This is a genomic window from Sphingomonas pruni NBRC 15498, assembly GCF_001598455.1.
Classification (GTDB): Bacteria; Pseudomonadota; Alphaproteobacteria; order Sphingomonadales; family Sphingomonadaceae; genus Sphingomonas; species Sphingomonas pruni.
In genome coordinates this window covers 73,217-93,718 of sequence record NZ_BCYZ01000005.1, presented here as the reverse complement: position 1 = coordinate 93,718, position 20,502 = coordinate 73,217, and the positions used below count along the sequence as shown (strand labels likewise).

Annotated in this window: 16 protein-coding genes; 8 read left to right on the top strand and 8 right to left on the bottom strand. The window is 64.5% G+C overall.

Annotation, left to right across the window (positions count from 1 at the left end; genetic code table 11):
• Nucleotides 1-16: 16 nt before the first annotated feature.
• From SPR01S_RS02195 to SPR01S_RS02180, 4 genes are all read right to left on the bottom strand, one after another.
• A complete protein-coding gene (locus SPR01S_RS02195) occupies nucleotides 17-2,932 on the bottom strand; it encodes a TonB-dependent receptor (RefSeq protein WP_066584283.1) in 2,916 nt (971 codons plus the stop codon).
• A 53-nt stretch (nucleotides 2,933-2,985) separates the two neighbouring features.
• Nucleotides 2,986-4,515, bottom strand: coding sequence for a DUF885 family protein (locus SPR01S_RS02190; RefSeq protein ID WP_066584280.1), 1,530 nt, complete (start codon nucleotides 4,513-4,515; stop codon nucleotides 2,986-2,988).
• Nucleotides 4,516-4,540: 25 nt separating this feature from the next.
• On the bottom strand, nucleotides 4,541-8,362 hold the full coding sequence (locus tag SPR01S_RS02185) for a LamG-like jellyroll fold domain-containing protein (protein WP_066584277.1): 3,822 nt from the start codon (nucleotides 8,360-8,362) through the stop codon (nucleotides 4,541-4,543).
• Between the two features lie 140 nt (nucleotides 8,363-8,502).
• Nucleotides 8,503-9,912, bottom strand: a complete 1,410-nt coding sequence (locus SPR01S_RS02180) for a glycoside hydrolase family 28 protein (protein WP_066584275.1) — start codon at nucleotides 9,910-9,912, stop codon at nucleotides 8,503-8,505.
• A 322-nt stretch (nucleotides 9,913-10,234) separates the two neighbouring features.
• On the opposite strand from SPR01S_RS02180, the gene mtnB reads away from it, so the two are divergent.
• The 5 genes from mtnB (at nucleotide 10,235) to SPR01S_RS02155 (ending at nucleotide 14,131) form a co-directional block, all read left to right on the top strand.
• Nucleotides 10,235-10,861 (top strand): methylthioribulose 1-phosphate dehydratase, encoded by a 627-nt coding sequence (mtnB, locus tag SPR01S_RS02175; RefSeq protein ID WP_066584273.1) that lies wholly within the window; start codon nucleotides 10,235-10,237, stop codon nucleotides 10,859-10,861.
• Complete coding sequence (locus SPR01S_RS02170) at nucleotides 10,858-11,409, top strand: 1,2-dihydroxy-3-keto-5-methylthiopentene dioxygenase (protein WP_066584265.1); 552 nt, start codon at nucleotides 10,858-10,860, stop codon at nucleotides 11,407-11,409. Before mtnB ends, SPR01S_RS02170 begins: the two co-directional genes overlap by 4 nt.
• A gap of 62 nt (nucleotides 11,410-11,471) precedes the next feature.
• Nucleotides 11,472-12,110, top strand: a complete 639-nt coding sequence (mtnC, locus tag SPR01S_RS02165) for an acireductone synthase (RefSeq protein ID WP_066584263.1) — start codon at nucleotides 11,472-11,474, stop codon at nucleotides 12,108-12,110.
• Nucleotides 12,107-13,162 (top strand): S-methyl-5-thioribose-1-phosphate isomerase, encoded by a 1,056-nt coding sequence (gene mtnA, locus SPR01S_RS02160; protein WP_066584261.1) that lies wholly within the window; start codon nucleotides 12,107-12,109, stop codon nucleotides 13,160-13,162. The genes mtnC and mtnA overlap by 4 nt, the downstream gene beginning before the upstream one ends.
• A 33-nt stretch (nucleotides 13,163-13,195) precedes the next feature.
• Nucleotides 13,196-14,131, top strand: a complete 936-nt coding sequence (locus SPR01S_RS02155; RefSeq protein WP_066584259.1) for a ribose-phosphate pyrophosphokinase — start codon at nucleotides 13,196-13,198, stop codon at nucleotides 14,129-14,131.
• A gap of 312 nt (nucleotides 14,132-14,443) precedes the next feature.
• On the opposite strand, the gene SPR01S_RS02150 is transcribed toward SPR01S_RS02155, so the two are convergent.
• Together SPR01S_RS02150 and SPR01S_RS02145 are read right to left on the bottom strand one after the other, a co-directional pair.
• Entirely contained in the window at nucleotides 14,444-14,953 is a 510-nt protein-coding gene (locus SPR01S_RS02150) for a low molecular weight protein tyrosine phosphatase family protein (RefSeq protein WP_369405253.1), read from the bottom strand.
• A 212-nt stretch (nucleotides 14,954-15,165) separates the two neighbouring features.
• Nucleotides 15,166-16,134, bottom strand: coding sequence for a GlxA family transcriptional regulator (locus tag SPR01S_RS02145; RefSeq protein WP_066584256.1), 969 nt, complete (start codon nucleotides 16,132-16,134; stop codon nucleotides 15,166-15,168).
• A 125-nt stretch (nucleotides 16,135-16,259) separates the two neighbouring features.
• Between SPR01S_RS02145 and SPR01S_RS02140 the strand changes: the two genes are divergently transcribed.
• The 3 genes from SPR01S_RS02140 to SPR01S_RS02130 all read left to right on the top strand — a co-directional run bounded on the left by SPR01S_RS02140 (nucleotide 16,260) and on the right by SPR01S_RS02130 (nucleotide 18,736).
• A complete protein-coding gene (locus SPR01S_RS02140; protein ID WP_066584253.1) occupies nucleotides 16,260-16,940 on the top strand; it encodes an alpha/beta fold hydrolase in 681 nt (226 codons plus the stop codon).
• Between the two features lie 83 nt (nucleotides 16,941-17,023).
• Complete coding sequence (locus tag SPR01S_RS02135; RefSeq protein ID WP_245661833.1) at nucleotides 17,024-17,917, top strand: alpha/beta fold hydrolase; 894 nt, start codon at nucleotides 17,024-17,026, stop codon at nucleotides 17,915-17,917.
• A 51-nt stretch (nucleotides 17,918-17,968) separates the two neighbouring features.
• Nucleotides 17,969-18,736, top strand: a complete 768-nt coding sequence (locus SPR01S_RS02130; RefSeq protein ID WP_066584381.1) for an MBL fold metallo-hydrolase — start codon at nucleotides 17,969-17,971, stop codon at nucleotides 18,734-18,736.
• 305 nt (nucleotides 18,737-19,041) lie between these two features.
• Here SPR01S_RS02130 and SPR01S_RS02125 read toward each other — a convergent pair whose 3' ends face one another.
• Both SPR01S_RS02125 and SPR01S_RS02120 read right to left on the bottom strand, forming a co-directional pair.
• Nucleotides 19,042-19,863 carry a hypothetical protein gene (locus SPR01S_RS02125; protein ID WP_218016688.1) on the bottom strand — a complete coding sequence of 274 codons (822 nt, stop codon included), beginning with the start codon at nucleotides 19,861-19,863 and terminating at the stop codon, nucleotides 19,042-19,044.
• A gap of 259 nt (nucleotides 19,864-20,122) precedes the next feature.
• A complete protein-coding gene (locus SPR01S_RS02120; protein WP_169803351.1) occupies nucleotides 20,123-20,443 on the bottom strand; it encodes a PilZ domain-containing protein in 321 nt (106 codons plus the stop codon).
• Between the last annotated feature and the right edge of the window lie 59 nt (nucleotides 20,444-20,502).

The following is a 20,502-nucleotide window of genomic DNA, read 5'->3' as shown; positions in this document are numbered from 1 at the left end:
AGGCAGGACTGATTGGTTAGTAGTTGAACCGGAACCCGGCGAGGAATTCGCGGCCGGTATGGTGATAGACCGATAGCAGGTCACGGCTGTCGTTATATTGATCCTGATATTGATCGGTCAGGTTGATACCCTCGAACGTCAGCTTGAGCTGCTTGGTCAGCGTGATCTGCACCGACGCGTCGATATTGAGGGTCTTGTTGTAGCCTTGGCTGTCGATCCCCTGGGTACCGACCGCATCCGACAGATACCCCGAACGATAGGCCGCCGACACGCGGGCGCTGACCACCTTGTCCTCGTAATAGAGCGTGGCGTTGGCGCTGTTGCGCGACAGGCCGGTCAGGTCGGTGACCTTCACGACCACGCCCTTGGAGTTGAGGTATTTGATGTTCGATTCGACGTGGGTGTAGTTGAGCAGCACGCCGAAATTGCCCAGGAAGCCGGGCAGGAACTTGAACGGCTGCTGGAAATTCACTTCGAAGCCGCGCAGGCGGCCGCCCGGCGTGTTGCGCGGCGCGGAGAAGGTCCAGTTGGCGGCGGCGGGATTGCAGGTCGCCGGATATTGCGTGCCGCACGCCGCGATCGCCAGGCTCTCCGGCAGGCCGAACGGATTATCGGAGAAAGTCCCGGACGACTGGACCGTCTGGACGAAGCTGTCGATATCCTTCTGGAAAAAGGCGACCGAGAGCAGTGCGCCGGGCATATAATACCATTCCGCCGCAGCATCGAGCGTCGTCGCACGATAGGGATCGAGCCCCGGATTGCCGACCGACACCGACCGGTTTGCGCCCGATACCGAGACGGTGGCCGACGGCGCGATGCTGGTCAGATCGGGTCGCGCCATCATCTTCGCGGCAGCCAGCCGGATCTGGAACTTGGGCGAGAATTCGAACACCGCGTTCATCGACGGCAGCCAGTCGTCATAGGTCCGAGTGGCGACCAGCGGCACTGCGGCGCCGCTCGAATAGGAATAGCCCCGCGAACGCTGGAAGGTCTGGACGTAGCGCACACCGGCGTTACCGCGCAGCGTGAACAACCCCATGTCGCGATTGAAGTTGAACTGCAAATAGCCGCTCTTGTCGTGCTCATCGACCGCGACGTTGCCGGCAAGGCCGGGCTCGATTCCGAGCTTGAACGTGCCGCCGCGCGCGGTGGGATCCTCGAGCCCGAAATAGGCTGCGGCCTTTTGGTAGTCGGCGTCGAAGAAGGACTGGCCCTCGATCGTCACGACCTGACCGTATTGGTTGAGATTGAGGTCGGCGGGAAGCGTGCAGCAGGACAGGTTGGTGTCCTGCGCCGCCGTGGTGCCGTTGCTGCGCCGGAGGTCGGTCGCCTGGAAGCCATAGCCCTTGTAGGAGGCGCCGCCCTCGATCGAGAACCCGTCGGTGACATCCCAGGTGAAATTGAGCTGACCGGTTTCATAGGTGTTCTTGGCGGATGCCGAGCGCAGACGCAGCTGGCTCAGCACCCAGCCCGTGCCGTTGGCCAGATTGGCGTTGCCGAAATTGAACACCGGATGCTGGCGATCGGTATAATCGTAGCTGTAGCCGTCGACATTATATTGGTCGAACGTGACCGTATTCTGGATCGGGTTCTGGTGATCGGATTGCGAATGGCCCAGGATCAGGTTGAGCTTCAGCTTCTCGCCGATATTCTGGTCGACGTTGAACGTCAGCTGCTTGAACTTGGTGTCCAGCCGGTCGAAGCGATTTTCGACGCGCAGGTCGACATCGTTGAACGTGCCTTTCAGCATCGCGCCGTTGGTGATCGTCTCAGCAATGACGTCGGTATCGGGGACGCCGCAATTGGCCGGGATCGGCGACTTGGTGCAAGTCACCGCGAATCCGTTCGCCTCCAGATAGCGCTCCTCGCGCGTCGCCTTGAAGTCGGCATAGAGGCCGTCGATGCTGATCGTCGTGCTGTCGGTCGGCTTCCACTGGATCGACCCGGTCAGGCCGATGCGCTGCTGGTCGTCGATGAAATAGTCATAGCGCGGGAAACGCGGATGGAAGGCTGCATTGGCTTCGGCGCAGACCTGCGGAAGAGGCGCGACCTGCACCAGATTCGACTTGCTGTCGGTAGTGAGACACGGCGTGCCGAGCACGCTCTGGAATCCGGGCGCGGCACCGGCATCGTTGGTCGTCCAGCGCACCGTCGAATAGCCGCTCTCGACCAGCTTGCGCTTGGTGTACGCGGCCGAAATCAACGCGCCGAACGTCTTGTCCTCGTTCGACCAGGAGATCATCGCCGCGGCGCGCGGTGAGGCTTTCTCGGCGAGGTCGTTGTAGCTGCCCTGACCGGACACCGCGATCGTGAAGCCCGACTTATAGTCGAAGGGGCGCGCAGTGCGCAGGTCGACGGTCGCGCCGAGCGACCCTTCCTCGGTAGCGGCCTCCGCCGTCTTCTGCACGGTGATGGCGTTGAACAGGTCGGCGGCGAAGACGTTGAAGTCGAAGCCGCGGCCGCGATTGGTGCCGCCCGAGGCGTCTGACCCGCCCGCGGTGGCAATCGCTTCCATGCCGTTGATGCGGACGCGAGTGAACTGCGGACCCAGGCCGCGGACCGAGATCGAGCGGCCTTCACCGCCGTCACGCGACAGCGCGACGCCCGGAATACGCTGGATCGATTCGGACAAATTGAGGTCGGGGAACTTGCCGATATCCTCGGCCAGAATCGAGTCGATCGCGGTGGCCGATGCCTTCTTCTGGTCGAGAGCCTTGGCTAGGCTGCCGCGGAAGCCGGTGATCACGATATCTTTGCCGGTATCCTGGGCATCTTGCGGCGCCTCGGCAGTCGCCGCCGCCTGTGGCGCTACATCATTTGGCCCAGCCGGCGCGGTCTGCGCCTGTGCCGCTCCGGCGCTGACCGCGATCGCCAGCACGGCAAGCGAGGCGCCGCCCCGCAACAACGTTTCGAACCGAGAACCCTTTTGCATCGCTACCTCCCTGAGATCGGGCCAGGGGTGTTTTCCCCCTTGGCCGCCTTTGCCTACCTGATTGACTTTCCTCTTGAATTCCGAAGCATTCGACGATCGAGCGATGTCAGGCGCAGGCGTCCGTCGGCAATCGCAGCACGATGCCGCCGCGGCAGGCCGGTCGCCCCGCCGCGCCCGCAGCGGTCAGCCAGCGCCAGCCACGCCAGCGCTTCACCCACGCGCGCGCCCGGCTCCAGGCACACACGTTGGATGTCCTGATCGAACGTCGCAAAAAAGGCCGGTTCGCCTTGCATCCTCTCGAGCGTCTCCCGCGCTTCCCGGACAGACCATCGCTCACTATGGACACCGGTGTCAATGATCGATCTTCCCAGCCTGAACAACATCCAGTGGAGGAAGCCGAGCCGTGCGCGGTCGTCGCCGGCGAAAGTGCCCTGCCGCACCATCAATTCCTCGGCATAGATCGCCCAGCCTTCGGCGAATCCGGCGGTGTATTCGCTTCGAATCGCATGCGGATTCGCCCGCACGTCCAAGGGCAACTGCACCATATGGCCCGGCAGCAGCTCGTGATGGACGACACTGGCCAGGCTCCAATCGGGCCGGCGGCGAATGTCCGACAGGTCGACGAAATAGCTGCCGGGCGCACCATCACGAGACGGCAGGACGCGATATCCGCCCTTTTTCGCCGCCTCTTCCACCGGTGTCATCCGCCGCACGGCGACATTGGCGCATTCCGGCGGGAGCGATTCGAACAGGCGCGGCAGTCGCCCTCGCGCGCGGCCGAGCCAGCGATTCATGTCGGCGACTGCGCGATTGCGACCGTCCTCGCTATCAGCATATAGAAAGCGGGGATCGCGAAAGGCGGCGCGGAAGCGCTGGCCCGTGGTCCTGCCGGTATAGCCCGATCTCGCGAGCAATTCGTCAGCTTCCGCCGTCATTTCCCGCGCCTTGGCCATGACGCGGCGATGGATCGCCGTCGCGTCGCGTCCTCCGAACTGGCGATCGATCAACAGATCGAAATATTCGGAGCCGTGCGGCAGCCGGCCGACTCCGGGGTCGCCGGCACGCGGCGCGAGCGACGCCAGCAAGCGGCCTTGTTCGGCGAGCGCGAGGGCGACGCCGCCGGTGGCTCCGGCCGCCGCTTTGGCAAGGCCCGCCACGGCGCGATCCAGCGCATCGCGGGGCAGGATGATGCCGGCAGCGGCCTCGTTGCGTACGGCCGTGCTGTCGGCGGCGATGCGGTCGGCGGCATCGGGCGCAGCCGGTTCGCGCCATGCGCCCGTCGACGGCGTGACCGAATAGGGACTGCGCCCCAGCCGGCCGAACGGCATGATGGCCGCGATCCGGGCATCGATCGCCAAGCCTTCGCGCGCCGCCTCAAGTTCGAGCAACGCGCCGGGCGATAGGTCATGCGTGTCGATCCCCGCGAGCTTCTTCAGCTTGGCGGCGGGGCTGTCGAGCTTCGCCAATCCGTCGAGCACGGCGCGCAGCGCGGCATCGCCCGCGTCCGCTGCGCGTGCCCAAGGGGCAGCCGCAACAGTCGCGGTCCCTGCCGCCCCTGCCAGGAAACTGCGCCGTCCGATCATGCCCCATTTCCCCGATCGATAGCCGTCATCGCCGGCGCGTCGGGGACGGCAGCGCGACGGCGTTGTTCAGCCAGGTCACTTCGGGCGTGCCATCGGGCAGCGCGACCCTCACCCGCCAACCCGGGCCAGCACCGGCCGGCAACCCCAATCGGACAGTCGCCGTCTTGGGCGTCAGGTCGGTTGGCGCGTCGAGGGGCGGCACCGCGACGCTGGCGGCGACCTTTCCGGTGGCGTCGGCCAGTTCGACGCGACCGCCATTGGCCGGGAGCGCGCCAAGGCTGTGCACCGTCACCTCGACCGAGCGGCCGGCGACCTTCACGTCGTCCATGCCGATGCCAAGATCGGCGCGGCGCTCGGTCGGCACGCCCGGCGTCTCCAACGTGAATTCGAGCACGGTCGTGGTGCGCGGCGCGAAGCTGACTTCGACCGACCCGCTGCGTTCGAGTGTCACCTCGCTGGCGACCGGCGTGCCGTCGGCGGCATCGCCGTCCGACGCACTGGTTCCGGCGGTCATCTTCCATGTGCCTGCGGTCACGTTCCAGGTCGACATCGTCGCCGGCTGCGCCGTGTCGCTGGTGTTGTACGCGATGACCTTGAAATGGCCGGTGGTCGCGCCGGGCACCAGGATCGCGACCTTTTCCGCCGCGCCGGGACTGGCGAAGCGCCAGCTGACGGTGTTGCCGGGATAGGTCTGGTTGCGCACCAAAGCGATGCCGCCCAGCCGCTGCCGCTGCAGCAGGTCGTTGGGCATGTCGACGCGATCGGTCCACCAATGGCCTTCGGTGTACATGTACATATGCTGCGACTTGAACGCGATCGCGTCGGCGGCCTGGTCCTCGAGCAATTTGCGGTTGCCGGTCGCGTCCCAGCCGGCGACGCGGCCGAAATCGCTCTTCATGCCGGCGAGCGCCTTGCCCCAATCGGTCTTGCCGAGATTGGCGACGACATTCTCGTTGAGGTCGTTGAGCGCGCCCGGCCCGCTCTTCGCTTCGCGGCTGAGTATCGGGGTCAGATATTTCTGGTCGCCGGTGAAGCGGTACGCCGCCCAGACCGATTGGTAAGGGGTCGGGATGCCGCCGCCGTCACCGGCGCGCTCGGCATCGGTCCGCCAGTTGATCTCGTTGGGATAGGTCCAAATGCCGTCGGCGCCCTTCTTGCCGTGCGCCATCCAGCCGTCGACGACGCCCGTCACCAGCCCCGTCGCGACGGGATTGGCATTGTAGACGCCCATCAGGATCGGCGCGTGCATGACGGTGAAGCTGTAGGGCTTCTGCCATTCCCACGGCCCCTCGCGATACACCTTGCGCCCGCCATACCAGTTGGTGGCGAAATGCAGGTGGCCCGCAGGATTGCGCAGGATGATCTTTTCCGACAGCGCCTTGGCCGTCGCCATCAGCCGCTCGATCGCCTTGGGCTCGCCCCAATTGAGATAGAGCCGCTCGGCGTCGGAATTGAGCCCTTCCTCATAGGCATGGAGCTCGTCGGTGGTGATATAGCCGAGCCCGTTGACCCGCATGCCGTTGGTATAGACCGAGTCCGACAGCGCCCGCAGCGAGGCGTTGATCTTGTCGGGATCGACCCCCATCAGCGCCAGGCCCGGCCATTGTTCGAGCAAGTCGACATCGTCCGAAATACCGCCGCCGAAATCGCCATAGGGCACCTGGCGGTTATCGATCCACCAGTCGACGAACTGGCGGGTGAGCTTGAGACCCTCGAGCTGGCGGAAGGCCCAGAGCGGCACGCCGGCGGGCGGCGTCGGCTGGGTGAAGGGCGGCATGCCGGTCGCGCCGTAGCTGATATCCGCCCAGTAGCGGCGGCCTTCGAGATTGTCGGGGTCGACGCGGAGCAGGTCGGTGATGTCGCCCTTGAGGCGCCGGAACAGTCCTTCGCGGCCCGACGCGGTATGCTCCTCGACCAGGAAGCCCCAATTGTCCTTCACCTGGTTGAAACGATCCTGGACATGCTCCTTCTTCGCTTCGTCGCGGTCCTTGAACACCAACCGCACGTTCATGCCGTCGAGCGAGTCCGCGCCGAAATCGCGCGAGGCGCTGGCGACGGTGATGTAGAAGGGATCGTCGGTCAGGATGCGGTCGCGCAGGTCGAGCCAGACGGTCCGTGCCTGGCCGGGCTTCACCGAGACGGTGACGTCGATCATGTCGCGGTCGGGCCAGATCGGGTCCTTGATCCGGATGTTGAGCGGGATCACGCCGTCCTTGTTCGGCGCGACCCTGAGCGCGGGAATGTCGAGCGCGATGCCGTCGAGCCCGTCATGGACGTTGGCCCAGGTGTAATTCCACGCCCGCGCCAGCGGCTTGCCGGGGAAAGCATCGCCGAAGTCGGACGGGATCAGGATATGGACGATCGGCGCCTCGCTCGCGCCCCGTATCGCATTCCCCGCCGCGGTCGCGCTGCCCGCACCCGGCGCGGCATGGCCGGCGCTTACCGGCAACGCGACGACCGTTGCGCGCTCGTCGGCCGGAAAGCGGCCGGCGATATAGCTGTTGAGTGCCGATAGGTTGGCGAAGGCCGGCGCGGCTTTCGAGTCGACGGCATAGCTGAGCTTGAGCGTGCCCTTGGGCTCGGCGCCTTCCTTCACGTCGTACGCCCAGATTTCCTGGATCGGTGTTTCCTGCGCGACATTGGTGAAGCGCAATCTGCCGCCGGTCTTGTCGCCAAAGCTGGTGATCGTTTTCTCAACACCCTGTGGCCGCTTCGCCAGCGACGAATATTTGCTGCCGTCTGCCGAGTAATCGAGCGCGCCATAAGCGGCGCCGCGGATCTCGACGCGGTTGACCGTCTCGGTCGCCGGCACGGTCAGTTCGTAGCTCTTGCCGCCTTCGACATAGACGTTCCAGTCGGGCAGCTCGAAATAGTCGTCCCGGCCAGGCAGGCGCGAGCGGTTGTAGACCCCCGGCCAGGTCGTCTCGGCGATGCCGTCGACGCCTTTCCACATCCATTCCTTCAGGTCCTTGGCGTCGGCGAACTCGACCTTGCGGATGCTGGTCTTGTCGGCGGTCAGCAGCGGCGGCGACGCGCCGTCGAAACCATAGCGGTGGAGGAACGCGGCGCGCTCGTCGCTCGCGACCGATTTGTCGTCGGCCCGGGCGCTGTTGTTGGCGAGCGCGGCGACCGCGCCGGCATCGAGCATCCGGTCATAGACGCGAATCTCATCGACATCGCTGCCGCGCATGAAGCTGTACCGGCTCTGCACCTGGTGCGGCGAGATGATCCGCCCGGCCAGGCCGAACTGGTCGAGCCCGCTGTCGAGCACCGCCTTCTGGTCCTTGCGCGCGACCTCCTTGCCATCGACGAACAGGCGCACGCCGACCGCCTCGTCCCAGGCGAAGGCGATGTGATGCCACTCGGTCGGGCTGGGAAGCGTATCCATGCGGAACGACACGCGTTCGCGCGCAAGGTTGTTGTCGGTGACGAAGGCATCGAAGCCGTGGCCGTTCCAGTCGATCCTGAGGAACGCCATGTCCCAGCTGGTGTGATCGGCATATCCGACGCGGAACAGGACGAACGGTGCCTCGCCGACCGGGGTGCGCGACCGCCAGAAAAAAGAGAGCGTGCCGCGCCGCGCATAGATATTGCCCGGCGCTTTCCAGGCGACATAGCCATCGTCCTGCCACTCGATCGCACCACCCGCTTTGCCGGTGGGGACGATCGCGACCTTGGACTGGAAATTGGGCACGGCCTCGCCGCCCGCGGTATCGGCATTGAGCGTTGTGTCGGCGGAGACGTGGAAGAGAAGCTTGGGCGGCGCTTCTTGCGCGCTCGCGCCCGACCCGATCATCGCCGCGGCACAGACCGCCGCCAGCAATGCCACCCGCTTGTTGCCCGCCATGCCGCTCTCTCTCGCATCTGGCCGCTCATTGGCGGCCGACTCTCCCAAGCCCTTGCGGGCGACCAATCGATAGAAACTTATGACACCGGTATCAATACCGATTATTCGGCCCTTTACGGCCGCTTATTTGAGCCGCTCCTTCAGAGCTGCGTGACCGGAGCGCCGTTGACGCGCACGCGATCGAGCACCAGTCCGTTGGTATAGGCGATCCTGCTCGGCCTGGTGACTCCGTCGAACGCGCAATCGCTTAGCCGCACGCGCTCGATCGGCGCATTGGGCAGCCCCTGCGCATCGAGCGCCATTATCGAGCGGCGCGCGGCGATCCGCTCGATTGTCACGTCGCGCAGCGCCGGCGTGAACGCGCCCTTGGCGCCTTCTTCATAATTGAAATCACAGGCGATCACCGCGCGCTTGACCTCGCCGACCGCGATGTCGCGATAATGGAATCCTTCGAGCAGCCCGCCGCGCATCGCATTGTTCTTGAACCGGATCGCGTAATCGAGATTGGGGCTGTCCATCGTGCAACGCTCGGCGAAGACGTTGCCGCAGCCGCCCGAAATCTCGCTGCCGATGGTGATCCCGCCATGACCTTCGCGCATCGTGCAGTCCCGGATGACGAAGTTCCGGCTCGGGACCGCAACTCGCCGGCCATCCTCGTTGCGGCCCGATTTGACCGCGATGCAATCGTCGCCGGTGTCGAACAGCACGTTCTCGATCAGCACGTCGGTGCACGATTCGGGATCGCAGCCGTCGTTGTTGGGGCCATGCCCCAGGATATCGAGGTTGCGCACGATGACGTTGCGGCACAGCACCGGGTGGACTTGCCAGAACGGGGCGCCGCGCAACTTGACGCCCTCGATCAGCACGTTGTCGCAGCCATGGGGTTCGATGAAGGCGGGGCGCAGATAGTCGCTCGCGCCGAATATGCGTTTCTCTACCGGCACGCGGCGCTCGGCCATGTCGAACAGCCGGCGGCGCGCGGCGCGCTGGTCGGGCATCCCGTCGCGCCAGCCGCCATCCACCGTGCCTTTCCATGGCCCTTTCCACGACCACCAATGTTGCCCGCTGCCCTGGCCATCGAGCGTGCCCGTGCCGGTGATCGCGACGTTGCGTTTGCAATGCGCATAGATCAGCGGCGACAGCCCCATCATCTCGACGCCTTCGAACCGCGTCAGTACGATCGGGAAGTCGGCGGGGTCGGTGCTGAACAGGATGGTCGCGCCATCGCCGACATGGAGCTCGATATTCGAGTCAAGATGGATCGGCCCGGTGAGGAAGCGACCCGCAGGAACGATTACACGTCCGCCACCTTTGCTCGACAGCGCGGCGATCGCCGCCGCGAAGGCGCGGCTATTCAGCGTGACGCCATCACCCTTCGCGCCATGTTCGACGATGCTGACCGAGCGCGCCGGAATGCGCGGCGGACGAATCCGCGCCAGGATCTCGGACGCGCCAACCCAGGGATCGGCGATCGCCGCCCAACCGGGCAAAGCCAGCAGCGACATTGCGGCGGCGCCCGTACCGATCAATTCGCGTCGATTCAGTCGCATTCGCGCGATCCCCTCCTTCTGTCACCGGCACATCGCTGGTGGGATCTGTTGCCCCTCTGCCTTCGCGTCCCTGCCCGGACCGTGCGATTGCATCCGGTCCGGCGAAATTATGGGAAACCGGTGTCATTGACAAGCAGTCAACGTGCTTGCGCCGAAAACTGACACCGGTTACCATTCCTGCTGGTCGATCTCTTCCGACACGTTCATGGTCGGCCGATACACTTTCCTCCCCTAAGGGCGCGGCTTCACCCGGAGCGGCGCCCGATTTTTTTGCCGGAGCCGCGTGCTGGCGCGTCGCCGCGAGTCGCCGTAAGTGGCCGGCATGACGACGAGCAGCTTCGACGCCGCACGGGCGGGGATCATCGCGGTCGGCCGCCGCCTCGACGCGCGCGGCTGGGCTCCGGCGACGGCGGGCAATTATTCGGTCAGGCTCGACGACGGCTTCGCGGTGACCGCGTCGGGCTGGCACAAGGGGCGCCTGAGCGAAGACGGCGTGCTGCGCCTCGATAGGGAGGGTCATGTCGTCGGCGCGGGCAGGCCATCGGCGGAGACGCATCTCCATCTCTCGATCTATCGCCAATTTCCCGCAGCCGGGGCTGTGCTCCACGGCCATTCGCCGCAAGCGGTCGGGCTGACTCGCGCCTTTCGCGACCTGAAAGCCTGGCATTTCGCCGGCCACGAATTGCTCAAGGTGTTTCCCGGCCAGACCACGCACGAAACCGAAATCGCGCTGCCGATCGTCGACAACAGCCAGGACATGAATGTCATCGAAGCGGCAATCGCTCCGGCATTGGCACGGTCCGGCGCAGCGCCTGCTTATCTGATCCGCGACCATGGCCTCTATGCCTGGGGCAAGGACCTTGACGAAGCCGAGCGCGTGCTCGAAGCCGTCGAGTGGCTGATCGCCGCCGAACTGGCCGAACGCAGTTTCAGGGATAGCGCGTCATGACTCGCCTTCGCGTCTTTACCGCCGATGACGGCGACACTGCGGTGCTCGACACCAGCGACCCCAAATGGATCGGCGATGCGCTGAAGCGGATCGGCGTGCGCTACGAACGCTGGCCGCTGCGCGACACCGCCGGCGCCGACACCGACGCCGTGCTTACCACTTATGCGCCCGAGATCGCCAAATTGAAGGCCGAACAGGGTTATCAGTCGGTCGACATCATCGGCGTGACCCCCGATCATCCCGATCGCGCGGCGATGCGCGAGAAATTCCTGTCCGAGCATCGCCATTCGGAGGACGAAGTACGCTTCTTCGTCGCCGGCGAAGGATTGTTCACATTGCGCACCGACGACGACCGCATCCACGCGATCTTGTGCACCGCCGGCGACCTGATCTCGGTTCCGGCCGGCATGCGCCATTGGTTCGACATGGGTCCCGAGCCGGATTTCACCGTGATCCGGCTGTTCGAGAATCCCGACGGCTGGGTCGCGAAATTCACTGGCGACTCCATCGCCGACCGCTTCCCGCGCCACGAGCGCGCGTCAGGCTGACAGCCTATCCAGTCCGTTCGCCCCGGCGATCCGGATCACCAAATACGAACGATGGAAACAGCGTGACCCCGACCCCGCCCAAGGCCATCCTGCTCGATATCGAGGGGACCACCACCAGCATCGCCTATGTCGCCGATGTGCTGTTCCCTTATGCCCGGGCGCGCATTCCCGCCTGGGTGCCGATCCATCGCGAGGAGATCGCGCCGGTCCTTGCCGCGATGCCGCCGGGCGATCCGGTCGCGACCTTGCTCGGCTGGATGGATATCGACGCCAAGGAAACCGCGCTCAAGGACATTCAGGGGCGCATCTGGCGCGAAGGCTATGAAGCGGGCGAACTCAAGGCGCATGTCTATCCCGACACGCCCGTGGCGCTGAAACGCTGGAGCGAGGCGGGGATCAGGCTGTGCATCTATTCGTCCGGATCGATCGAGGCGCAGAAGCTGATCTTCGGACATAGCGAGGCAGGCGACCTGACCGGCTACCTTTCCGGCTATTTCGACACGACCACAGGGCCCAAGCGCGAAGCCGAATCCTACGTCAAAATCGCCGCCGCGCTGGAACTCGACCCCGCCGATATCTTGTTCGTGTCCGATGTCGCCGCCGAGACCGATGCGGCGAAATCGGCCGGCCTGCCCGCGCTGCTGATCGACCGCGATACCGGCCCGGGCGACGTGGCCAGCTTTGCCGAGATACTGCCATGATCCTGGGCGGTGAACGCACGCGGTCGATCACGCCGACCGCCGACGGCAAGGGCGCGCGCATCCTCGACCAGCGCCAGCTTCCCTGGGAAGTGCGCTGGGTCGAGCTCAGGACCGAGGACGAGGCGGCGGTGGCGATCCGCGACATGTGGACGCGCGGCGCACCGATGATCGGCGCGGTCGGCGGCTATGGCCTGGCGATGGCGATCGCCGCCGATCCGGGCGACGCCGCGATCGACGCCGCTTATGCCCGGCTGAACGCGACGCGTCCGACCGCGATCAATCTCAAATGGGCGCTCGATCAGGTCGCCGCCGCAGTGCGCCCGCTGCCCCTCGTGGACCGCGCCGCCGCCGCTTTCACGCGCGCTCAGGCGATCGTCGATGAGGACGAGCGTTTGTGCCGAGCGATCGGCGAGCACGGCCTGGCGTTGCTGCGCGACCTCCATGCGAAGAATCCCGATCGCCCGCTCAACATCCTGACGCATTGCAATGCCGGCTGGCTGGCGACGGTCGATTACGGCACCGCGACCGCGCCGATCTATCTCGCGCATGACGCCGGCCTGCCCCTGCACGTGTGGGTCGACGAGACGCGGCCGCGCAACCAGGGCGCGCTGCTGACCGCGTTCGAGCTGCGCAACCATGGCGTCCCGCACACCCTGATCGCCGACAATGCCGGCGGTTTGCTGATGGCGCGCGGTCAGGTCGACGCGGTGATCGTCGGCACCGATCGCGTCACCGCCAATGGCGACGTCTGCAACAAGATCGGCACGTATCTGAAGGCGCTTGCCGCGCACGACACCGGCGTGCCCTTCTATGTCGCTTTGCCCTACACCACTTTCGACGCCGCGACGCCGAGCGGCGAAGCGATTCCGATCGAGGAGCGCTCCCCTGCCGAACTGACCGAGATCACCGGCGCGACCGATCACGGGCTGGAAACGGTGCGGCTGACTCAGTCCGATGCCTATAACCCCGCTTTCGACGTCACGCCCGCACGGCTGGTCACCGGCTACATCACCGAACGCGGGGTGCTGGACCGGCTGCAGACTCCCTTCTAAGGAGGCGCGCAAACCTCGAAAGGGCGAGCACCAATGAAGTTGATGACCGGCAATTCGAACCTGCCACTGGCCAAGGCGATTGCCGGCTATCTCGAACTGCCGCTGACCGATGCGCTCGTGCGGCGGTTCGCCGACGAAGAGATCTTCGTCGAGATCAACGAGAATGTCCGCGGCGAGGACGTCTTCGTCCTGCAATCGACGGCATTCCCGGCCAACGACAATTTGATGGAATTGCTGATCTGCATCGATGCGCTGAAGCGCGCGTCGGCCAAGCGGATCACTGCGGTGCTGCCCTATTTCGGCTATGCCCGCCAGGACCGGAAGCCTGGCCCGCGCACCCCGATCTCGGCCAAATTGGTCGCCAATCTGATCACCGTTGCCGGCGCCAATCGCGTGCTGTCGGTCGACCTGCACGCCGGCCAGATCCAGGGCTTCTTCGACATTCCAACCGACAATCTGTTCGCCGCTCCGGTCATGTCGACCGATATCCTGGCGCGGCATTCGGACAAGAATCTGATGGTCGTGTCACCCGACGTCGGCGGCGTGGTGCGCGCCCGCGCGCTCGCCAAGCGGCTCGACAACGCGCCGCTGGCGATCGTCGACAAGCGCCGCGAACGCGCCGGCGAATCAGAAGTGATGAACATCATCGGCGATGTCGAGGGACGCTTCTGCATCCTGATCGACGACATCGTCGATTCGGCCGGCACGTTGTGCAACGCGGCCGCCGCGCTGAAGGAAGCGGGCGCCGCGGGCGTCGTCGCCTATGTCACCCACGGCGTGCTGTCGGGCGGCGCGATCGCGCGGGTCGAGGGATCGGTGCTCGAAGAACTGGTCATCACCGATTCGATCGGCAACCACGCGACGATCGCCGCCGCGAAAAAGGTCCGCCACCTGACCATCGCGCCGTTGCTCGCCGAAGCGATCCGGCGGATTGCGGACGAGAGCTCGGTTTCCAGCCTGTTCGACTGAGGCGGCAGCCAATCCCGCAGTGCTCCTGCGAAGGCCGGAGCCAAGAGCCCGCGCAGTCTTGCGTAACCCCGGTGTTCCTGCTTCCGCAGGAACACGGCGCCGTTCGGCGCGGCCCCGGGGTCGCGAGCCTATAACGACCGCTATTGGCAAAAGGACTGAATGGCCGACTAGGGTGGGAAGCGGTCATGCGATCTCATTCGATCCAGTGACCGTTATGCGCCCCAAACTCAGCCGTTCAGCGCTTCCCTTGATAACCCCGAAAGCCGCCGTTCATTCGCATCGGCACCTAACGTGCGCGTTTGGGGGGGGCGGTCAATCAGCCTCGACCGGCGAGGATGCGGGTAAGTGCCGCATCATGCGTGCTTGGAGCAGTCGAACCAGGCCGGGGTCCATGAACTCATATTCATCGGGGATATCGAGGCAAATGATCCGCTTGCTCTTCAGCGCACTGTAGAATCGCTTCTGGAGCTTGTTACGATGCGTCCTCTCCATAACTACGATGAAGTCTGCCCACTCAACCAATTCGGCTGTCAGAGGGTTGCAGGCGTCGTTGTTGGTTCCGGCGGACATGACCTCAATATCGGATCGCTGAGAGAAAACCTGTTCCGCGGTCGGGCTGCGTAGTCGATTTTGACTGCAAACAAACAAGAAGCGCTTCATTGCCATTTGCTCGACATAGCGTGGGAAGCGCCGACTCGTGAATCTGCAATTGGGGTTGGCACCTGCCCTTCGCCCCAGCGCATATGGGATCGCCTGCAAAGCGCCCCAATCCCAGCCATTCAGCATCGCTACGCGCGAGCCCGAAACCTGCCCCTCGTTCAACCTGCTCGCCCCATCGGCCGGAACAGTCGACATCGGAGACTTTGCTGCCGGTAGGGTTTCCCCCGGCAGTCTGAGAGTCGGAGGTTCTCTTCCATCACATTCACATTGGAAAGCTGGAGAGCCCTGACGCCGACCTCCTTCGCTCGTCCTGTTCGACTGGCGACGTGAATGAAAGGCGCCGCAAGCCCAGAAATGCGCACGACGACCGGTACTTATGCCTCCCGATGGCGGCTCTTGCGGCGCAATGCCTGCGGGGGTTGTCCGTAGATGCGCAGGCAGACACGGCGCATCCGTTCCACGTCGCCGAAGCCGACCTGCAACGCGATCTGGTCAAGCGGTTCAGTCGTGCCTTCAATCTGCGGGAGCGCGGCTTCGCACCGGAGGCGCTCGACCGCGCGTGCCGGCGTTTCACCCGTCTCGGCGGCGAATTGGCGCGCGAACTGGCGCGGGCTGATCATGGCGACACCCGCCAGTTGCTCGACCGACAAGCGTTCGGTCAGATGCGCGCGGGCATAGGCGAGTGCTTCGCGGATTCGGCCCGGACCCGGTTCCAGATCGAGCATCGTCGAGAATTGTGACTGCCCTCCGCTGCGGCGATGATACACGACGAGATCGCGGGCGATGGCCTTGGACACCTCCACGCCGCAGTCCTCCTCGATCATCGCCAGCGCGAGGTCGATGCCGGCGGTGATGCCGGCCGAGGTCCAAACATCATCCTCGCGAACGAATATCCGATCGGCATCGACCTTAATCGCGGGAAAGCGCCGCTGAAATTCCGGGACATAACGCCAGTGCGTCGTGGCGCGGTGCCCGTCGAGCACGCCGGCGGCCGCGAGAAGATAGGCCCCGGTGCAGACACTCGCCTTGCGACGCGCACGCGGCGCCAGTGCCGCAACGAGCGCTGCAGTCTCGGATTGAGCATAAAGCGTCTCGGCTGCCGCCGCACCCACGACAACCAGCGTATCGAAATGGTCGGGCGATGGCGGGGCTACGGTGTCGATGGCGACGCCTGACGAACCCCGAACGAGTCCGCCCGATGTCGAAACGACGTGAACGTCGTAAGCGGCCCGGTGGAAGTCGATCGCCAGGTTGAAGGCACATAGTGGCCCGCCGAGATCGAGCAGCTCGAAGCCCGGGAAGACGATAAACCAAATGGAACGGTTAACCTCCGGACTTGGCATTCTGGCGAATCTCCTTTGGCAGAATAAGCCGGATATATGTCATTTCTGCCGCGCCCGACAAAGCCTAGATCAGATCCATCGACGCAAACGGCCAAAGCCCGCCGATTGAAAGATGGAGAAGAACGATGACGGCGATTTCGAACGTGATTCTGGTACATGGCGCATGGGCCGATGGCTCGAGCTGGTCCAAGGTAATCCCGCTTCTTGTCGAAAAGGAGCTCTCGGTGACGACCGTCCAGCTACCGCTGACGACGTTCGAGGCGGATGTGGCGGCCGTGCGGCGCGCGATCGCGCTGACTGACGGTGATGTCGTCCTGGTCGGGCACAGCTATGCCGGCGCCGTGATCGGCGAGGCGGGCAACGCCCCCAAGGTAGCGCGTCTTGTCTATATCGACGCCTTCGCTCCGGATGCGGGCGAATCCGCCGGCTCGCTGTTCGCGCAGTTCGAAGCTGCCCCGCTCGGCGCCGAGATCAAGCCGGACGCGGAAGGGTTTCTCAAGCTGACCCGTACCGGCATCTTCGATCTGTTTGCACAGGATGTAGACGAGACGGAAAAGGCCGTGCTCGACGCGGCGCAGGGACCGATCAACGGTGCCGCGCTCGGCGGTGTGCTGACCCAGGCCGCGTGGAAAAGCCGGCCGGCCTTCTATCTGGTCGGCACGCAGGATCGCGCGATCCCGCCGGCCGAACAGGAGAAGATGGCGGCGCGCATGGGCGCCACCGTCGCCCATGTCGAAAGCGGCCACGTTCCCATGCTCTCGCACCCCGCCGCGGTGGCCGACTTCATCGCCCAGGCCGCCGCCTAAGACGGGCGCCGGTCGCGCCGCCACGACGCGGCGCAGCCGATGGTCCTGGCAATTCACGGCGTCCACGAAAGGATATTGTCATGATGCTCCGGTCGAACGGCATCAATCTCGAGGTGTCGCAGCAAGGTGCCGGCGCCCCGGCGCTTGTGTTCCTGCATTATTGGGGCGGGTCGTCGCGCACGTGGCGGCACGTGATCCATGCATTGACCCCTGACTTCCGCACCGTCGCGATCGATCAGCGCGGCTGGGGACGATCCGATGCGCCAGCGAGCGGCTATGCCTTGGCGGATTTGGCCGACGACGCGCAGGGTGTCGTCGAGGCGCTCGATTTGGAGCGTTACATCCTCGTCGGACATTCTATGGGCGGGAAGGTTGCCCAGTTGATGGCCTCCCGCCGGCTGCGCGGGCTGGTGGGACTGGCCCTGGTCGCGCCCTCGCCGCCATCGCCGCTGGGCCTCCCGCTCGATGTTCGCGAGGCCATGGTCGGCGCTTACGGTTCGCGCGACAGCATCATCGCCACGGTCGAACAGGTTCTCGCGCCGAACGGCCTTGCTGCTACGGATCTAGAGGTCGTTATTGAAGATAGCCTGGCCGGGGCCGCCGTCGCCAAACGCGCGTGGCCGCTGTGCGCGAGCCAGGAAGACATCACCACCGCGGTCGTGCAGATCGACGTGCCGGTGATCGCGATATCGGGAGAGAATGACCGGGTCGATCCACCGGAGGTGCTGCGCCGCGAACTTCTTACGCGCATTCCGCAGGCACGACTCCATGTGCTGCCGGATATTGGACACCTCTCGCCGCTGGAGGCGCCCGACGACATCGCCGATCTCGTCAGAGCTTTCGCGCTGGCGACGATCGATGCGGGCGCGTCGGTGTCGCCGGTCGGCAAGGATGTAATCCGTCTTCGCTGTCCGGGCTGCGGGACGGTGCTCGCCGCAGCCGCAAGGTATCAAAGCAGCCACCCGCCGCACGATTGACGCGCCATGCGTCAGGCCATGTGCGTCATCAACATCATGAAGGAAATTCCAATGTCTGCCACGACTATCGTCCGCATTCCGATCTTCCCCTTCAACATGGTCAATGCACACCTGATCAAGACCGACGAAGGGTGTATCCTCGTCGATGCTGGAACCCCCGGTTCGCAGCGCAAGTTCGAGCGCGTGTTGAGGCAGAACAACCTGTCGTTCGACGACATCAAGCTCATCATCGTGACGCATGCCCATACAGATCACGCGGGCGGGGCTGCGCGGCTGCGCGAGTTGTCCGGCGCGCCGATCATGGCGCATGAGGACGATGCCGGCTATTACAGCCGCAAGGAACCGATGACGTTCTGCCCGACCGGCCCGGTCGGCAAGCTCTTCTTCAAGACCCCCTTGCCACACGAATCATACGAAGGCTTCGTGCCCGACATCATGATGCGCAACGGGGACATCGTGGACCTGCGGGACTTCGGCGCGGAAGGCGTCGTTCGTCACACCGGCGGACATACGCCGGGCTCGATTGCCGTCGAACTGTCCTCGCAAGATGCGCTCGTCGGCGATCTGGTCGCATCGGGTATCCTGATTGGTGGCATCGCGTTCAACGGGCACGCCATCCGGCCGCCATTCGAAGACGATCCCCAAAAAGTCTCGCGCGAACTGCAACGCCTGGTCGAGAGCGGCGCCAAACGCTTTTATATGGGCCACGGCGGTCCGCTGGGCGCCAGCGAGGTTTTGCGCCACGCGCAGTCCCTCTCCCGCATCCTGCCGCATTCATGTGCATCCGGTCAGTGCGATCATGCGCGGCCCCTTTGTTAGCTGTGAGACAGCGTTGGCGCGATGGTGGCGAAGGCCGATTTAGCGATCATGTCCCGGCACGTGCATCTGCCACCTGATACCCAGAGAACGGCCTAGCCTATTGGCGGCGTTTGTCGCACGCAATCGGGTGCCGCTTGGGCCCGGTGTGTGGACCTGCTCGTCGTTCGAGCAACGTCAGCTTCAAATAGGCGGCGACCATAAGCTGACGGACCGCTGACGGCACACTTTCTGCCGTTCCATTTGGATCGAATGACCGCAACTGGGCCGTCACCAGCCCGACCGCTTTCGGGTCGATAGGAGGCTTGTTACACGCGCATTATCCGATGCGCCGTCGCATGCCACCAAGGCTTGTCCCAAGCCATGACGACCAAAGTCGTCGCAGGAATGTAAAACGCGAGGAACACCCAATAGGCCTGATGAACCCGACGGTGACGAACCAGGTCCCAGACGAACAATGGGGCAAGGCTGGCCAACACGTAGACGTAACTCGCCCATGGGCTCCCGGGCATGCTGGAGGGCAGCCACGACATCCGGTCGATTGCTGCACCGAGCGGTACCGCGGTTGCGAGGAAGATCATCCTCTTGTGCAGTCCCGCGTTCGTTGCGCGCGCTTTCAGTGCAATTGTCATGAAAATGCCGAAGAGCACGCCCGCGCTTATTTGAAGCAACAGGATATTCTCCACGATCGGCACGATCGGCGCCAATGCTGACCGGACATTAGGCGGGCCGAATTTCGCCCCGCCCCAGACCTGGTAGTACATGGTCGGCGCCAGGAGAAATCCAACGCCTATCAGGGCTGGTACCAGCATATAGGCCGCGATGCCGACTTGCTTGTGTAGCGCGCCGCGTCCCGTCGCGACCATGACCGTTTGCGAAAGCAGGAGCAGTAGAAAGCTGCCCATCAGCACAGCGTGAACGTGCAGAATGAAAGGAAAAGGCGCTCTCGCTCCAGCTTTGATCATCGCCACCTTCATCATCGAATCCGGAACGAAGCCCACCAGGACGATGGCGATAAACCAGAGCGCCATACCGACGAATATCCAACGGTCGACGGAATTTGCGCGCGGCATGCCCGATGGATGATCATCGCGGCGCTCCCCGAATTGAGCGTCTGCGACTGTCGCCATGATTTTTCTCCCCTGTTTCGATCCCGGCCCGATTAGGCCCGGCCCCCTTCCGAAGAACCTGCGTTCGTCCGTAAGCCGCGTCGCGCCGGGGCTCGCCATTGTTGCCAACGTCGCTTCCCCTTCGCCGATCGGCACGTCCGGCCAAATTCTGGCACCCAATCGGTATCGTCACGAAAGGGTCAGCGTATTGGATCAATGCGACGCCAGCTTGTCGGCTAGGGGTCGGAAGCAGACAGGCCGCTTTTTCGAAGTCTACGGCCTAATGCCCCAGCGTCTTGACGATGTGATCGAGCACCGGCGGATAGAGCGGCTGGCGGAAACTGCAGCCGATCTCCAGACCGTGGCGCCAGGCGACCGTCGCTTCCAGTCCCTGCATGCCGGGGATCGCCAGCCAGACGATCTGCCCCGCGTCGAGCGCATAATGCGCCTCCGCGCGGAACCCGGTGACCGAGAGATCGAGTAGGCGGACATTATATTTGTTGGAGTGCCGATCGCGTAATCGCGCCGGTATGGCGATCGGCACGCGCTCTTGCTGGCGATGATCGTCGTCGCCTTCAGCCGCTCGATCGGATCCGGACATATGCGCGTCCATGACGCACATTATGCTTAGCCGCTCTTAACATTTGGCAAAGACCGGCC

Bases quoted from the DNA above. Each gene is read 5' to 3' on its own strand.
- SPR01S_RS02195 (WP_066584283.1), bottom strand. From the start codon at position 2,932: ATGCAAAAGGGTTCTCGGTTCGAAACGTTGTTGCGGGGCGGCGCCTCG.
- SPR01S_RS02190 (WP_066584280.1), bottom strand. From the start codon at position 4,515: ATGATCGGACGGCGCAGTTTCCTGGCAGGGGCGGCAGGGACCGCGACT.
- SPR01S_RS02185 (WP_066584277.1), bottom strand. From the start codon at position 8,362: ATGGCGGGCAACAAGCGGGTGGCATTGCTGGCGGCGGTCTGTGCCGCG.
- SPR01S_RS02180 (WP_066584275.1), bottom strand. From the start codon at position 9,912: ATGCGACTGAATCGACGCGAATTGATCGGTACGGGCGCCGCCGCAATG.
- mtnB (WP_066584273.1), top strand. From the start codon at position 10,235: ATGACGACGAGCAGCTTCGACGCCGCACGGGCGGGGATCATCGCGGTC.
- SPR01S_RS02170 (WP_066584265.1), top strand. From the start codon at position 10,858: ATGACTCGCCTTCGCGTCTTTACCGCCGATGACGGCGACACTGCGGTG.
- mtnA (WP_066584261.1), top strand. From the start codon at position 12,107: ATGATCCTGGGCGGTGAACGCACGCGGTCGATCACGCCGACCGCCGAC.
- SPR01S_RS02155 (WP_066584259.1), top strand. From the start codon at position 13,196: ATGAAGTTGATGACCGGCAATTCGAACCTGCCACTGGCCAAGGCGATT.
- SPR01S_RS02145 (WP_066584256.1), bottom strand. From the start codon at position 16,134: ATGCCAAGTCCGGAGGTTAACCGTTCCATTTGGTTTATCGTCTTCCCG.
- SPR01S_RS02140 (WP_066584253.1), top strand. From the start codon at position 16,260: ATGACGGCGATTTCGAACGTGATTCTGGTACATGGCGCATGGGCCGAT.
- SPR01S_RS02135 (WP_245661833.1), top strand. From the start codon at position 17,024: ATGCTCCGGTCGAACGGCATCAATCTCGAGGTGTCGCAGCAAGGTGCC.
- SPR01S_RS02130 (WP_066584381.1), top strand. From the start codon at position 17,969: ATGTCTGCCACGACTATCGTCCGCATTCCGATCTTCCCCTTCAACATG.
- SPR01S_RS02125 (WP_218016688.1), bottom strand. From the start codon at position 19,863: ATGGCGACAGTCGCAGACGCTCAATTCGGGGAGCGCCGCGATGATCAT.
- SPR01S_RS02120 (WP_169803351.1), bottom strand. From the start codon at position 20,443: ATGTCCGGATCCGATCGAGCGGCTGAAGGCGACGACGATCATCGCCAG.